The 15,539-nt window shown below is 63.6% G+C and carries 10 protein-coding genes and 1 pseudogene; 8 read left to right on the top strand and 3 right to left on the bottom strand.

Annotated elements, in window-relative coordinates; all coding sequences use genetic code 11:
* The first annotated feature begins 118 nt into the window (after positions 1-118).
* The gene (locus NM2_RS07895; RefSeq protein ID WP_157120961.1) at positions 119-1,834 is read left to right on the top strand and encodes a hypothetical protein; all 1,716 of its coding nucleotides are present in this window, start codon (positions 119-121) and stop codon (positions 1,832-1,834) included.
* Here NM2_RS07895 and NM2_RS51420 read toward each other — a convergent pair.
* The 3 genes from NM2_RS51420 to NM2_RS07885 are packed head-to-tail and all read right to left on the bottom strand — an operon-like array spanning position 1,791 to position 5,541.
* The gene (locus NM2_RS51420) at positions 1,791-2,450 is read right to left on the bottom strand and encodes a site-specific integrase (protein ID WP_245717901.1); all 660 of its coding nucleotides are present in this window, start codon (positions 2,448-2,450) and stop codon (positions 1,791-1,793) included. The genes NM2_RS07895 and NM2_RS51420 overlap by 44 nt on opposite strands.
* Positions 2,420-4,312 carry a site-specific integrase gene (locus tag NM2_RS07890; protein ID WP_245717892.1) on the bottom strand — a complete coding sequence of 631 codons (1,893 nt, stop codon included), beginning with the start codon at positions 4,310-4,312 and terminating at the stop codon, positions 2,420-2,422. The genes NM2_RS51420 and NM2_RS07890 overlap by 31 nt, the downstream gene beginning before the upstream one ends.
* Positions 4,309-5,541: a tyrosine-type recombinase/integrase gene (locus tag NM2_RS07885; protein WP_245717891.1), complete on the bottom strand. Its 1,233-nt coding sequence runs from the start codon at positions 5,539-5,541 to the stop codon at positions 4,309-4,311. Before NM2_RS07885 ends, NM2_RS07890 begins: the two co-directional genes overlap by 4 nt.
* A gap of 133 nt (positions 5,542-5,674) precedes the next feature.
* On the opposite strand from NM2_RS07885, the gene NM2_RS07880 reads away from it, so the two are divergent.
* From NM2_RS07880 to istA, 7 genes and pseudogenes are all read left to right on the top strand, one after another.
* Entirely contained in the window at positions 5,675-7,660 is a 1,986-nt protein-coding gene (locus NM2_RS07880) for a GNAT family N-acetyltransferase (RefSeq protein ID WP_169816130.1), read from the top strand.
* Positions 7,661-7,895: 235 nt separating this feature from the next.
* Positions 7,896-10,247, top strand: a complete 2,352-nt coding sequence (locus NM2_RS07875; RefSeq protein WP_067666002.1) for a DEAD/DEAH box helicase — start codon at positions 7,896-7,898, stop codon at positions 10,245-10,247.
* A gap of 110 nt (positions 10,248-10,357) precedes the next feature.
* Positions 10,358-10,720, top strand: coding sequence for a hypothetical protein (locus NM2_RS07870; RefSeq protein ID WP_067665999.1), 363 nt, complete (start codon positions 10,358-10,360; stop codon positions 10,718-10,720).
* A 79-nt stretch (positions 10,721-10,799) separates the two neighbouring features.
* Positions 10,800-11,105, top strand: coding sequence for a hypothetical protein (locus NM2_RS07865; RefSeq protein WP_067665996.1), 306 nt, complete (start codon positions 10,800-10,802; stop codon positions 11,103-11,105).
* A 323-nt stretch (positions 11,106-11,428) separates the two neighbouring features.
* Positions 11,429-12,250 carry an alpha/beta fold hydrolase gene (locus NM2_RS07855; protein WP_169816129.1) on the top strand — a complete coding sequence of 274 codons (822 nt, stop codon included), beginning with the start codon at positions 11,429-11,431 and terminating at the stop codon, positions 12,248-12,250.
* A gap of 215 nt (positions 12,251-12,465) precedes the next feature.
* Entirely contained in the window at positions 12,466-13,362 is an 897-nt protein-coding gene (locus tag NM2_RS07850; protein WP_067665991.1) for a putative endonuclease domain-containing protein, read from the top strand.
* 550 nt (positions 13,363-13,912) lie between these two features.
* A pseudogene (gene istA, locus NM2_RS07840) lies at positions 13,913-15,427 on the top strand (IS21 family transposase); the annotation flags it as partial.
* Positions 15,428-15,539: the final 112 nt, after the last annotated feature.

The following is a 15,539-nucleotide window of genomic DNA, read 5'->3' as shown; positions in this document are numbered from 1 at the left end:
GAAACGATCCTCTGGCCGTGCCAACGTATGCCATCGATTTTCTAGTTGTCAGTGAGATGTTGAATAATTAGGCCGTTGGATGCGTTCAGAAGCAGGTTGCAGTATCTAGGAGGTATGGGTGGGTCTTTTGGGGACGCCGGTGACTATCGGCAAACGACTGATGACCGCTCGCGATATTCCGGGACCAGAACTATTTGACCTTGGGTTCAGGAAGTTGATCTGGGCTCAGACCGGCAGGGACGCTGCTCTGGAACAGATCGCACGATTGGTCGCGGCGGTCGATCTCAGCGTAATTCACGACAACCGCGAGAGTGTGGAGAGGAACTTCGTCGAGAGTCTCAGCGACGAGCTGCACACAGCGGTGGGTCCGCTTCTGGGGCGCGGCATCGCTTTGCTGTCCCCCTTGTCTTTATATGTCATGATCAAGGAGGCAGTCGAGTTTTCTCCAGCCGAGGGACCTATGCTCAGCGCGGATGAGTTAGCGAAATGCATATTGGGGGTCAGCCACGACCTGGACGATCTAGGATTCGACGAGCAAGCCTTTCCGACCTTTTCTCAGGAGCGACAACGTGAGGTGCAGGATCAAGTCACCGCAACTGACGTTGCCTTGGCATCTTTCTTCCGAAATGACCCTCTGGAAGTAATCGCCGCACAAGCTGAATACGTATGGCGCCAGCCTTGGCCCGTGGAAGAGCCCCACCGTACAAAAGGTTTGGGTGAGTCTCCCGCCGAGGTCTTCCAAGAGGCGATGGGCGTCGCATACGACGACTTTATTCGTGCCGGCTGGGCGATATGGGACCAAGTGCAGTCGGGGACAGTCCGAATCGACCCGGAACTGTTGCGTTCCCAGTACGCAATCGGCGAACCAGTCGTGCGCACCCTGATAGAACACTGCTCAATCACTGTCGAAAACTTGAAGGCTGAGCTGGAGCGTCAACGCGCTGAGTATCAAGCGGCAGACTTATTGCGCTTTCACTTGCAGTGGCGCCCGCTCGTTGTTATGCCCGATCAGACATGGCTCGTTCCGCGTCTCCAATTTGCGGTGCAACGGTTTTTCGGCGACCTGCCGGCATGGGACGTAAAGGAGACGTTGGAGACCATTGATCCTGGCCGAGCGGGTCGCTTCTGGCAGGGTATGGCGTTCGTGTTCGAGCAGCGTGTAGGCGACGTTCTCACGCGATTGTCCACGAGTGAGCCAGGCGGTGTTGTTGTGACAGAGACTTCTATGAAGCTCAAATTCAAGTCTAAGTCTAAGACGCCGAAGATTTGCGACTGGGGGTTCAACTCCGGCCAAATCTGGCTACTACTTGAGGTTAATAATCGTCGCCTGAATCAGAATCTTGCGGAGGGCACAGGAAGCTTCGTTGATTTAAAGAAAGAGATCACCGGCTACCTAGCAGAAACGAAATTCAACCAGCTCTACTCGACGATTGATCTACTGCTGAAGCGAGGCTGGAACGCTGGTCATGCCAAGGTAGATTCCGCAACGACGTTCGTTCCACTGGTGATAGTTCCAGACACAGGGCTACACTCGACTTTCCTTCTAGAAAATGAAATAAAGAATACTGTACGTACACGAATCCAGTCCTACCCGCGCCTGCGCGTGATGCCACCCACTGTAATTACATGGCGCGACCTACTCGTTCTAGAAGGGCTGGCCGAGAAACACGGCATCAACGTCTGCGACGTGCTGCGCGAATGGCGATTCACAGTCGGCGCGCACTATCCAGTCACGCTGGGGGACTTCCTCTTTGAAAAATGGCCTGAGCGCCCACGCAGTTCGTTCGAACTCACGACGGGAAACTCCCTGCTCGCGCTGATTCAGCGAGCGTGACTATATGACCGGCGATTTCTGGGAACTTCGGAACGTTTAAGAACACAGTCGTGGACTGCCGATCGCGGTGGTCGAGCTGTGCGAGTTTGCCCTTGGCGGCGGCGAGGCTGACACGCAGGCCTTCGGCCTCGCCGATCCAGCCCTCGCGATCTGCTTCGGTGATGCGCAACGTGAGGTTGTCGCAAATCTGCTCAAGCCGACCACGCTGAGCTGGGTCGACCCGCAGGACCGGGCAGCGGATGCAGCTGTGCTCATGCTGACAGCTGGTTCCATATGCTCTGCCGCATTCGCCGAGCGCGACCTTGCGTCGCTCGAAATGTCCGAGGAATTCTTCCCATTCGGCGTCGGTGGGTGTCCTGTATTCTTCACTCGGACGCAGAGCTCGGCGGCGTGCTATGAATGCGCGGTGGCCGTTGATCGCTTCTTGGGGATAGACCGCCTTGTAGCCCATTGTTGTGGCTATATGCTTGTGGCCCAACAGTAACTGAGCAATGTGTGGTGGCATGCCGTTGAGAATGGCCTCAGTGGCAAAGATTCTTCGTAAGTCGTGAGGCAGGAAATACAGCGGCTGCCCGTCGGCGTCGGTCAAGCCGGTGGCATCGACGAGTTCTTTGATGGCTGTGCGGATCGTGGCCGCTGAGACGGATTGGCGGTGGCCGGCAAAGGTCCATTGGAACAGCAGTGGCGTCGGGGCGACCCAGACTCGTTCGCAGACATCGTAGAACGGAACTGCCGGGACGGTTCCATCGCTGGCACGGACTCTGGCCACGATGGTGGATAGCACATCGGCGAGTTCGGGGCTGATACGAGGAGGCGTTCCTCGTCGGTCTTGGACGGGGCGATGTGTAGCAGCGGGATGATCTCACTGGTCGTGGGCAGTCGATACTGGGTGATGCTGTGGTGACTGGTTTCGAGCATTTCCTCGATCCGCACTCCGGTGTGGCGAAGGAATTCCACTGCGGCCCAGCCCCAGAAGGCACGGTTTTCGGCCTCGCGGAGACGCCGCTTGCGGCCGTTGGAGTCGGTGACGATGGTGGTCTGTGCCTGTGGCCCTTGCTGGCGCTCGGGGACGGCTTTGATGAAGGTCTCGCCGAGGATGGTGAAAGATTCGCCGGGTCTTGCCGCGAGGACTGCATCGAGCCGGAGGCGAGCCTCCTGCGCATGCTGTTCTGCCGCGCGAACCAGCGTGGGCAGCACGGGGAGCCGGGCGCGCGTGCGCTGGTCCATGCGAGCCTTGCGACGAGAATTCGCCTTCTTGAACGAGATCTCCGAGGCTCTAATCGGACTGGGGACCGCCCACCGTGCCCAGCGACCAGGATCCTCAGTGGCCCATTGTGCGATGTCGAGGTAGAACGCGCGGATCGAGGTGACAATCTCGCCGTAGTAGGCACGCGCACTGGTTATTTCGACGTGGCTGCCATCTGGTAGTCGTTTGCGGGTGGTTTTGGACCGAAGACGATCCTTCCATGCGGCGGCGACCTCCGGCTTGAGCTGCAGCGAGTCGATGCCCGGGTGATGGGTTTCCAGATTCTTCCAGAAGTACAGACCCAGTGCGCGAGACAACGCTTCCAAGCTGATGTAGTCGAGCGCAGGCTGTCGCTCAGCCAAGTAGTAGACGAGCAAGTTCCGCACGTCTCGATTGGCCAGGTGATACCGATCGATGAGTTCCTCGACACTGTGCTGCCCGCTGTAAGCAGTGATCGCCCGCAATGTCGTCGGGGCGCCGGGCGGAAGATCGCCTGCGTTGCGGACCAAGGTGTAGAACTGGTGGCGGCGTGCCCCCTTCAGCTTCAAAGCGACCTCCAGCTGGCGCAGTTCGATGCAGTCGCCGACGGTGATGTCACCGACTCCGCCGCTTTTCGCCAAGACCAGCATCGCGATCTGCCACCGGGCAACGTCGTAGTCGTGTGGTGAGTCGATGACCCCGTCCGCTGCTGCCTGCAGGCGTTCGAATCCTGCTGAATCACGGTGTGCCGCAACGGCAGAGCCCCAGTGCCGGATGCGTGGAAGACTGAGGGTGAACGCCAGATCCAGGTGAATCACCTCCGCGATCGTCAGTATCAGCAATCCAGATTGCAGAACGTTCTTGTCGATCTGAATGCCCTGTGCACCAAGCCAATTCAATGGCGCTAGGGCCCAATCGGACGGATCTTTGCTGGAGTTGCTGCTATCCCAGCGCTGTTGCCAGGTGTCACCTGGAAAGCTCTGCAACCATTCCAGGAGGAGGCGTGCCCCGCGGCGGCGGGCCGTGTTTGTGCCCTTTCTCGGTGAACGGAACTGCGCCAGCCTGATTCGGGCATTGACTTCGTCGATCGTTGCAGTTGTCGCCGGTGACACAGGTGGGACCAGGCGGGCCGGGAACTGCTCCAGCAGCCGTTCGGCGGTCGATCTCTTGGTTGGCCTCGACGCCGTTGCGGCAGTTGCTGTACTGTCTGCTGCCCGGTCGGGCGACGTGGTCGTGCTCGTCTGAGATTTCATCGCGCCTGGTTGCCAAAGAGAATGTCGAGCGTGTGAGGGTTGTAGCCAGCAGCCGGTGGCGCGGGGGGCTGCGCGGCGGCACTGGACTGTCGGGCGTGGTGGGCGAGCACGCTGGTGATCACATCGTCTTGACTGGGAGTGGTGTAGAGCTGAGTGGTGGTCAGGTGGGCGTGGTCGAGGACCCACTGGACGTCGGTGATGTTCATGGCTGGGTCGTCGACCATGCGGTAGGCCGAGGTGTGGCGCAAGGCATGGATCGAATAGTTGGAGCCGAGTGTTTTCTGGGCGCGGGTGAACATGGCTCGGGCGGCGTGATAGGTCAGCGGTCGCCAGGGTCGGCGCAGCGTGAGCCACAGGGGATGGCGGCGGCCGCGGGGAGCGCCATGGCGCCAGAGTTCTTCCTGATAGAGCCGTAGCCAGACGAACGAATCCGGCGAGGCAGGCAGTTGCTGAACCTTCCGGGACCCCTTGCGGGTCACCGCGATCAGCTGCTGGCCGGGGTCTTCGTCGCCTTGTCGCGCGGACAGCAACTCCTCGGCGCGGGCTCCTGTGGAGACCCAGAACGCCAGCAGAGCCCGGTCCCGGTGCGACTTGAGCGCAGCGAACACCATGTTGAAGTGCTCGTCGGGGATCTTTTTTGGAATCCGCTGGGAGACTTTCGGCCGGTAGCGGCCGACCCGTTCCTTCCGATACAGATCCATCGGGTTGTGGTGCTCGTGTCGTCGCTTCGAACGACGCGAGCGGTCCAGTGGGAACGGATTGACCAACGGCCCTTTGCCGATCTCCTGTTGGAAGTCGTAGAACGCCCGCAGCACAGTCTCCGCATGCGCCCGTGTGGACTTCGAGTACTTCGACCCGGGGCTCGATTTGCCTGTGACGGCATTGACGGGCGGCTCGAGGCGGCGACTGCCGCCGTGCCCGGTCGGTCTACTGCTGTCTTTGTCTCGCCAGTGGACACGAATCGGCTTGTCCGCCAACTGCATCCACCGCGCGAAGTCGCGCCCCTCTGCTGGAGTTACCGTGTCCCACGGAAAGTCGATCGCCACCAGGAACCGCCACCAGCGCAACAGGTCATTGCCGTACGAACGGATCGTGGACGGCCGCTTATCCGCAGCCTGTAGCTCGGCGAAATACACTGCCGCGGGTTCGATCACCGCGCCGTTCGCGTCCAACAACTGGTACGGAACCCACGCATCCCCGGTCTCCAGCAGCCGACCGATGTCGGGCACTACAAGTCCCACCAAATCCCGCCCAGTACCCTCATCACGCATGGCGCGGAAAGCTATCAGAAATCGACTTCTACCTGCAATGATTCGCAAGTTAGTTCAGTTAATACGACACATCGCGCCGTTGCCGGCCGGTGTGCCGTACCGGGACCAGCAATTCCGTGCGGTCACCGGCGACAACGGCGTCCTGGCCTACACTCCGGCGGAGTTCGCGGACCTGGCCGGGCGCCTGCGCGCCGCCCTGCCCGAAACTCCGGTCCTGGGCACCGATCGCGGGCCCGCACCGAGTCCGATCCCCGACCCGGCCCACCGAAGCGGACGGTTGGTGGTGATTCGCGGGAACTCCGGGTCCGGGAAGACCACCGTGGCCAAACAGTTACAGCGGCGGTTCGAGCGTGGGGACTGTGTGGTGATCCCGCAGGATGTGGTCCGACGCGAGTTTCTGCGCGAGTCCGATGTTCCCGACGGCCACAACATCGCGCTCATCCGCGACATCGCCGTGCTGGGCCTGATGCGAGGCGCGACGGTCGTGCTGGAGGGTATCCTCACCGCCCGCCGCTACGGTCCCATGCTCGAGCAACTCGCCTCGCGGGCCGAACGCGCCTGCTTCTACGCGTTCGATCTGACCTTCGAACAGACCCTGCACAGGCATTCGAACCGACCCAAAGCCGCAGAGTTCGGGCGCGATGACATGCGCACTTGGTATGGGGGATGGGATCCCCTCGGATTCGTCGACGAGGTCCGCCTCGACGCCACTCTCGGGATCACCGACATCGTCGAGGCCATTTACACGGACATCACCGCTGACTCCCAATCCCCCACCGCCACAACATCACCCACCACGACCTGCGACATCAGTGCACGTTCCCGGCCACACCCCGCATCGGGTAGCCCGATCGTGGTCCGGAGCTGGGGCACCAGCCACACCGAGCACCCGATCGCCACTGCCTCCCGGCTGACCGACCCGGCTAACCTGCCCGAGGTCGGTGCCACGGTCACCGTGGACGGCCACGCTCACGGCGGATTCCTGCAACGCCTGCAAGTCAGCCTTGCAGCGCTGCGCCCCGACGTCGCCGTCACGATCAACAACCATGGCCGGGGCGGGGCCACCAGCCGTGACCTCGCCGCGGCGATCGAGCACGCGGACCTCGACCAAGACCTGGCCCTGGTCGAGTGCGGCACCAACGACGTGCTGCGCCGATACCAGCCCGGCCGCGAACACGACGCGGTCGACATCGACGAGTTCACCCGCAACTACCGGGCCATACTGGACACCCTGACAGCCCGATCGCGGCAGGTGCTGTGCCTCGCTGCACCTCCCGTCCACCCGGCCATCCTCGCGGATGCCGAGCAGATCAACCGGGACCTGTTCACCTGTAACCTCGCTGCCCGAGCCGTCACCCGTGACGCCGGGGCGGTGTTCATCGACCCCTGGGGCACGTTCGTCAGTACAACGGCCCTGCTGCGCGAACACAGTATCGCCAGCGCGTCGGGTCCGTGGGTGGCCGATGGAATCCACCTGTCCCCCATCGGCACAGAGCTGATCCTGCGCAGCATAGAGAACACACTGCTGGACAAGAACATACTCACCACCCTGCTACCGCGCCCGGTCCGCACCACGAACGCCACCGATGTCGTGATCCGCCCTGCCCGCCTCGAAGACATCCCCGCCGCCGTCAAGCTCCACGCCGCCGTCGCCGGAGAGCAACGATGGATCGGTTCGGAACCACCTATCGACGAAACGCGCACCGCCGCCGGGCTGGAGAACCTCATGACAGCGACCGACCCCGCGGTGTTCGTCGGCGATATTTCCCGCGCCGACGCCGACGTCGTCGGGACCGCGACCGTCCATTTCGTTGCGTCCGGGGTCGCCGAGCTCACCATGATGATTGCCGCTGATCACCGGCACCGCGGTATCGGCACCGCCCTACTGGACCGGCTCGTCGAGTGGTGCAGGACCAACCGGGCCCACAAACTCACCCTCCGGGTGTGGCCGCACAACCTCCCCGCGATCGGCCTCTACCAGCGCGCCGGCTTCGATATCGAAGGAACGCTGCGCGCGCACTACCGGCGCCGCAACGGCGAACTGTGGGACGCGATCATCATGAGCCGTCTGCTGTAGGACGGATGGGCCGCCCGGCCGCCCGCGGATTGGTTTCCTCGGCTACCCGAGAATCCGCCCGTTTCCCCGTCGTCCGCGCCCGCCTGCCGCTGAAGTGGCCGGCTGCAGGTTGGTGCGCGACGCTAGCGGCGATCGGAGTCGGGATGCCGGGCGTGAACGGAGACACCCGAAATCGCGTAGGCGCGTTGCGGGTGGGGAAGGTTTCGAAGTCTGAGGGTGTCGGGGTGCAGACTGTATGCCTGTGGACGGTTATCCCGGCGAACTCGACGCCCTGCGTGCGGAGAACACTCGGTTGCGGAATCTGTTGGCGCTGACCGAAATTCAGGCACGCGCCGCGCCACCCGACCAGACGGCAGTCGGGCCTGCGATCCACCGGCATGCGAGCCCGGAGTCGAAGGTCCGGTTCTATCTGGATCTGTTCGGTTGCCGATCCGATGTCTACGCGGTGCGCTGGGAAAACCGCCACGACGGCCGATCAGGATGGGCTCCCGCGATCCGCGGCCACTGGCGCAAAGGCATGTCGACCGCGGACGCGTCATACCTTCCGCTGACCGAAGACGTCGTCGATCGGCATCTGCGGGGCAAGCACCATATCGGGCTGTACCCGCTGGCCGACGACGACACCTGCTGGTGGGTCGCCGCGGACTTCGACAAGGACACCGCCATGCTCGATGCCCTGGCCTATCTGAAAGCCGCTCGCGCCACCGATATTCCGGCCGCCCTCGAGGTGTCCCAGTCCGGTCGAGGCGCGCACGTCTGGATTTTCTTCGCCGCCGCCACACCGGCGGTATCGGCGCGGCGCATCGCTACCGGGCTGCTGGCCGAGGCGATCGGGTTGCGCGGCCGGATGAGCCTGTCCAGCTACGATCGACTGTTCCCGTCGCAGGACACCCACACCGGGCGCGGGGTCGGCAATCTCATCGCCGCGCCCTTGGCCGGGGCCCGCCGCCAGCACGGCACCACCGTATTCCTGGACCCGGCCACCCTCGAACCGTTCGACGACCAATGGGCATATCTGTCCAGCATCGCGCGACTGTCCCCGAAACACGTTGGCACCCTGGCCAACTCGCTGCCCCAACCCAAGACCGGCCACGACGTTCGCCGCCTGCAGCTGCCGACTTCCTCGAAGATCGTGCCCCGGCCCGCGACGCTGGTGCGGGCCTCGTTCGCCGCCCGTATCCAGGTGACGGCCGCCGATCTGGGGCCGGCGATGATCTCGGCAGTCAAGCACGCGGCATCCATCCCGAACCCGGAGTTCTTCGCCCGCCAGCGCGCCCGCCGCAGCACCTGGGACACACCACGATTCCTGCGCAGCTACGACGAAACCCTCGACGGCGACCTGCTCCTGCCCCGCGGACTGGTACCACTTTTGACAACACTGATCGAATCCGCCGGCAGCAGCCTGCACATCGACGACACCCGCATCGAAGGCACTCACCAAACCTTCACCTGCACAGCAGAACTCCGCCCCGAACAACAACACGCGCTGCGCGCCATCGAGCCCGTGGACACGTCACTGGTCGTGGCGCCACCGGGAACCGGCAAGACCGTCATCGCGTGCGCGGCCATCGCCGCGCGATCCACCTCGACGCTGGTCATCGTCGACCGCAAAGCACTCGCCGATCAGTGGCGCGCCCGGATCTCCGAGTACCTCGGCGTGAAATGCGGGCAAATCGGCGGCGGCCGATCCAAAACCACCGGCGTCCTCGACGTCGCCCTGCTGCCCACCCTGGCCCGCCGAGCCAATATCGAGGAACTCACCGGCGGGTACGGGTTCATCGTCGTCGACGAATGCCATCACGTGGCGGCCAGTGCCTTCACCGATGTCCTGAACAAGATCCCGGCCAAGTATTGGCTCGGCTTGACCGCCACACCGTATCGCCGTGACCGGCTCGATGACCTCATCTACCACCAACTCGGTTCCCACACCCACACCATCGAACCCCCGAAAGCGGGCCAACTGCCCTCCCACGGTCATGTCCCGGCACCACATCCGGTGCTGCACGTGCACCCCACCACCTTCGCCTCCGACCCGGACATCGACCCCTCGCAGCCAGGCGCGATGGCCAAGATCTACCGCGCTCTGGTCGCCGACCAGGACCGCCTGGCCCAGATCGTCACCGACATCACCGCCGCACACACCCAAGGCGCGAACATCCTCGTGCTGACCACATGGGTCAACCACCTCACCGCCATCACCGACGAGCTCACCACCGCCGGGCTCGACGAGGTCATGGTCCTGCGCGGCGGAATGGCTGCCCGCGAACGCCAATCGGTGACCGAGGCCATCGCCGCACGCCGCGCCAGCGGGGCACCACTGACGATCGTCGGCACCGGCCCCTACATCGGCGAAGGGTTCGACTGCCCCGCCCTGGACACCCTGTTCCTCGCCGCCCCCGTCAAATTCAAAGGCCGCCTGGTCCAGTACGTCGGCCGCATCACCCGAGCACACCCCGGCAAAACCACAGCCACCGTGCACGACTACCACGACGCCCTCACACCCGTCATCGCCAGAACACTGCACGAACGAGCACCCGGATACACCGAACTCGGCTTCCCCGATCCACGAAAACGCCTCGACGGCTGACCCGTCCGATCAACTCACCGGCGGCCAGAGGCCACCTGACGTGCACCACCACGAGCAAATTCCCTCCATACACCCACGCCTGATGGCGCACTTACTGGAATGCTGAGCCGATGTCGAATACCGAGGATCAGCCCGAGACGGGCACCGAACCCTCCAGGGACACACCGGAATACCGGCTCATCGGGTTGAAACGCATAGCATCCACCCTCGATACCGACAGCACGGACGCCGCAGCCTTCCTATCCGCGACCGTCGCCTTCTACGGCGACGGGGATGCGGTCCAGGAAGCCGAGGTCTTCCAGAAAGCGGCCAACTACTTCCGTGAACACCCCGAACTGTCGGTACACGCAGCCAACTGGACCACCTTTCCTTCCAGCGAAGACGAGCCCGAGCGTTATGCGCTGGAGTTGTCCGTCATGCCACCAGCATGGCTCGATCCCCACACCGCCCGCGCCATCTACCCCAACGCCTGACGGCTGCTCCACGCACGATCACACCTCGACCGCCTAATGTCCGCGCGCACCGGAGGCGTGCGGACGATATCTTACGAAAATGCCACTGGTGCAGCATGAGCCGTTGTCTGATGGGAAGGTATGCGAGTTGTCTGCATCTGCCGTACAGATCCGCATGCTGTCGTGTGATGAGTGGGCAGTGTTCCGCGACATCAGACTCCGCGCTCTGGCCGACGCCCCTGCCGCGTTCGAGGCGAACCTGTCCGAGGCTCGGACCGAGCAGCAGTGGCGCAATCGTATTTCCCAGCGCGCGCAATTCGTCGCGGTTGCTGACCAGGTAACGGTGGGGACAGTAGCCGGTGCTGTCGATACCAACCGTGACAGCGTGCACCATTTCTCTATGTGATCGATCCGAGTGTCCACGGATCCGGCATCGCCGATCGACTGTGCAGGCTGTGATCGGCTGGGCGACCGCCAACGGCCACATCACCGTTCGTCTCGAAGTCGCCGAGGGCGAATTCCCGTGCCGAACCCCTCTGGTACTCCCGCGACCCGATCAAAGCGTGGGAACCGCTGGCCCCTCGGTAGTCCGACGCCGGAGCAGGGGGCGGCATGCGGAACAGCCGTACCTGGTCGGTCTGGCCCGACTCCGCGTCGCAGAAGAAGTACACGCGGATGCGCCGCCGGATCGCAGGACGACGCCTCCCCTGCACTGGTATCTGTTGTGGGATGCGAAAATTCGAGAACGTCGACGTGGGCGGCTACATATTAAGCGCATGTGTCCGCGCCGGAGACGACCCGATGCCGGTGGTGCACATCAACGCGCGCGGCACCGCCCAAGACCAGTGGGACCTCGTGCTCCCGCGCCTGTACCTGCACACGACGGTCACCTACGACCGTCCCGGCCTCGGTGAGAGTGCCCCGTTGCCACCACCATTGGCGGAGCAACCGCGGACCTTGGGGGCGCTGGCCGACGAACTGCACCGTCTGCTCGACGTGCTGCTACTCGAATCGCCGAGGGTCATCGTCGGGCATTCTGTCGGTGCCCTGATCGCCCTCATGTACGCCGCCCGTCACCCGGCGCACACCGCAGGGCTGGTGCTGGTGGACTGCACCACCTTCGAGCACTTCGCCGCCAATCACTGGCCCCCGCGCGAGGGCGACGATGGCCACCCGGGATCGTCGCTGCTCGACACACCGGGCTCGGTCGCCGAACTCGACACCGCGGTCCTGCCACCAGTTCCCGCAGCGGCACTGGCGAGCGCGCCTGGACGATGGGCACGTCTCACGGCGACCGATGTCGCGGAGTTCGCTCCGCTGACACCCCAAGAACTCGATGACCGGTGGCAGCAAGGACAGAGACTGATCGCCGAGAAGCTCGGCGCGCTCTTGGTCGTCGCCGATTTCGCTGGGCACCACATCCCGATAGAGCAGCCCGAGCTGGTGAGCGCCTGTATCACCGCGGTGGCCACCGCCGCCCGCAGTAGCGTGCCGGTCAGCATCCCGCCCGAGCAACTGCGGTACGCGGGCGGGACCTGCCCGGCACGCTGACCCGGACAGCAACTCTCGGATCCGCCATGAGCGGGTACCCGTAGAACTCGCCGAACTTCGGGACCGATATGAAGTTCTGGCCCCTGGCCACGTAGCAACGCGACAATGAGATTGTGGCGGACTGGCAATCTTTCGGGGAGGCTCTCGCACCTCCCGTTCCTCGGAGAGTAACCGTCTCGGTCCGGACCGTTCGGGCGGCCATCGAGACGGCGCTCATGGCTTATACCCGGGTAGAGCTGGAGGTGGTGCTGGCGGATGAGCTGAAATTGCCTTGGACACAGGAGGGCTCACCATCGGACTCCTATAGCAAGCGAGCCCTGATCCAGGAATACACCGACGAGTGGACGCTTCCGCAGCTGATCGGCTTGGCCCGCCGGATAGTGGCGGAGTATGACGCACGCGGCGGCGAGTTGCCAGAGCTTCTCGCCGAATACGACAAGAGCGGCGGTGTGGGGGCACCGGTCAAGAACCTCATCTTCGCCGCGAACGGTCGCAAGCCGGAGCTTGTCTTGCGTGATGCTGTCAGCAACGACATCGAAATCGTGAAGAACGCGGAGTACTGCCTCGTCTATGACCAGCCCCTCCCGACGGGAGGTCTGACCTTCCGGCATCTCATCGAATGGTGGAGAGCACGTGAGGGTTTGGAAGATCGGGACGACCGAGCGGTGGGGCTTTTGCTGCACCAGCGGCTGAGCGCGAGCCTGGCGGGCAACGATGCTGAGCAGTTGATCTTCAACGTATACAGTCAGCGTTACGGCAAGCTCGGGTTCGATATTCCGGCGCTGATTCCGCAGGTCTACCTCCACTACGACCCCTACACCCTCCGCCAAAGGGGTACCGAGAGTGGGCCTCTGGCGCGGCAGCGGATGGATTTCCTGTTGTTGTTCAGCGATCGCCAGCGAGTGGTGATCGAGCTCGATGGGAAACAGCACTATTCAGATGACCGCGGTAGAGCTGACCCATCGCGCTACGCGACGATGGTGGCCGAAGACCGTCGACTCAGACTCGCGGGCTACGAGGTCTACCGCTTCGGGGGGCAAGAACTCGTGGGAAGTGGAGCCAAAGCAACGGTGGCCGCCTTCTTCGATGCGCTGCAGGAACGGATGAGATGAGCAGGTCTTCGACGTAGCCAAGCTCGGCGGTGCCAACCCGAATACACTGTGCGCCAGCGTGATTGCAGGCACCCTGTTGGTACGGCGTGAGCGGCGATTACTCCGGTTCACACCTGCGCGGTGTGCCGACAGAAGACCTCCCGACTTCTCGGTTTACCGCGTTGGTGCCGCTTGTCGCCGATGGCGGTGGGCGGCCCAGCAGGCATATCGCGGTTCTGGGAACCTTGTGCGGCCCACCGCGATCAGGTATCGGCGCAGTTCGCCGATGAGGCCTCGGCGAAGGGCACGGTGACGTGGATGTGCGACGAGCCGGTCGTGCTGCGGCCGGACGATGTTGAGAACTGGTATGCGGAGATGGATCAGCTGTATGTCGGCGTTCATGGAATTCCCCAGGTTGAGCCGGTTTTCGTTCACGTAATTCCCCAGGGTCGCGTTCACGTAATTCCCCAGCGGGAAGGCGGGCGGACAGTTGGTGTGGTCCTCGCAGGAGTTGGCTGCTCCCATCTGATGAAGGTGATGGGAGCCAGGAATGGCGAGGAGAACGTTCGACGTGGTCGATGTGACCGAGATCTTGATTCACTGGCATGCGGGCAGGTCGCAGAGCCAGATCGCGGAAAGCCTTGGGCTGGACCGCAAGACGGTGAAGAAGTATGTGGACCCAGCCGTCGCGGCGGGGATCGCTCCGGGTGGGCCGTCGAAGTCGGCAGCGGAGTGGGGCGAGCTTGTGCGGGAATGGTTTCCGCAGATCACCGACACCCGTTTGCGGCAGACGACGTGGCCGGAGATCGAGAAGCATCGCGACTTCATCGTCGCGATGACCAAGGCCGGGGTGACGCGGCAGACGATCTGGCAGCGCCTGCGTGATGAGCATGGGCTGAGTGCGTCGGTGTCGTCGCTGAAGCGGTTCATGGACGCGAACCTGCCTGATGAGACGCTGCGGTCGAGGGTGACGGTGCTGCGGGAGGATCCGCCGGCGGGTGAGGAAGCCCAGATCGATTACGGGTATTTGGGGTCGTGGGTGGAGCCGGTCGGTGGGAAACGCCGCCGGATCTGGGCGTTCGTGATGGTGCTGGCGTGCTCGCGGTTGATGTTCGTGCGGCCTGTCTTGACGATGGATCAACGGGCCTGGACCGAGGCGCATGTGGAGGCGTTCGCGTTCTTCGGCGGTGTCCCGAGACGTTTGGTGCCCGACAACCTGCGAACCGGCGTCGCGCGCCCGGATCTGTATGACCCGAAAATCAACCGCTCCTATGCCGAACTCGCTCATCATTATGGTGCTCTCGTGGATCCGGCGCGGCGCGGGAAACCCAAGGACAAGCCCCGGGTCGAAAGACCCATGCCCTATGTCCGGGACTCGCTGTGGCGCGGCCGGGAATGGACATCACTGGCCCAGATGCAGCAGGCCGCTCTCGTGTGGTGCCGCGACGTGGCAGGGCAGCGAGCATGCCGCCCGCTTGAAGGTGCTTCCCCGATGACGGTGTTCGAAGCGGTCGAGAAAGACGCGCTTCTTCCGTTGCCGGACAAGGACTTCGTGCTCGCGGACTGGTCGACCGGGACCGTCGGCCCCGACATTCATGTGAAGGCAGGACGGACGTTGTATTCGGTGCCGTGGCGGCATATCGGCCGCAAGGTCGATGTTCGGTCGACGTATTCGATGGTGCAGATCTTCGACTCCGGTGAGCTGATCGCCACCCATGTGCGCAAGCCGTTCGGCAAGCAGTCGGACCTGTCGCACTATCCGCCGGAGAAAATCGCTTTCGCCATGCGGGGACCGACCTGGTGCCGCAACACCGCCGCCGAGATCGGTGCGGCGACCGTCGCGGTGATCGCCGAACTCCTCAGTGAGAACGCGCTTTTCCGGTTGCGGGCCGCTCAGGGCGTGCTCGGGCTGGCCGACCGACATGGCAGCGCCCGGCTCGAATTGGCGTGCGCCAAAGCGATCACCGTCGGCGACCCGTCCTATCGGACCATCAAGGGCATCCTCGCTGCCGGGCTGGAAGCCGATCCGCCACCGCCCAGCTCCGGCGATGGAGGAGCCGCGGCGTTCCTGCATGGTCCTTCGCGGCTGTTCGGCAACGTCGTGGCCCTGCCCAATCCGAACTCCCAGGCCGCGATCCGCGCCACCACGACCACCGTCGCGGATATCACCACCGCGGACGCCGACCACGATGGCGCTG

This window comes from Nocardia miyunensis NBRC 108239 (assembly GCF_001613065.1).
GTDB classification, from domain to species: Bacteria; Actinomycetota; Actinomycetes; order Mycobacteriales; family Mycobacteriaceae; genus Nocardia; species Nocardia miyunensis.
This window is presented reverse-complemented; position numbering and strand designations above follow the sequence as displayed.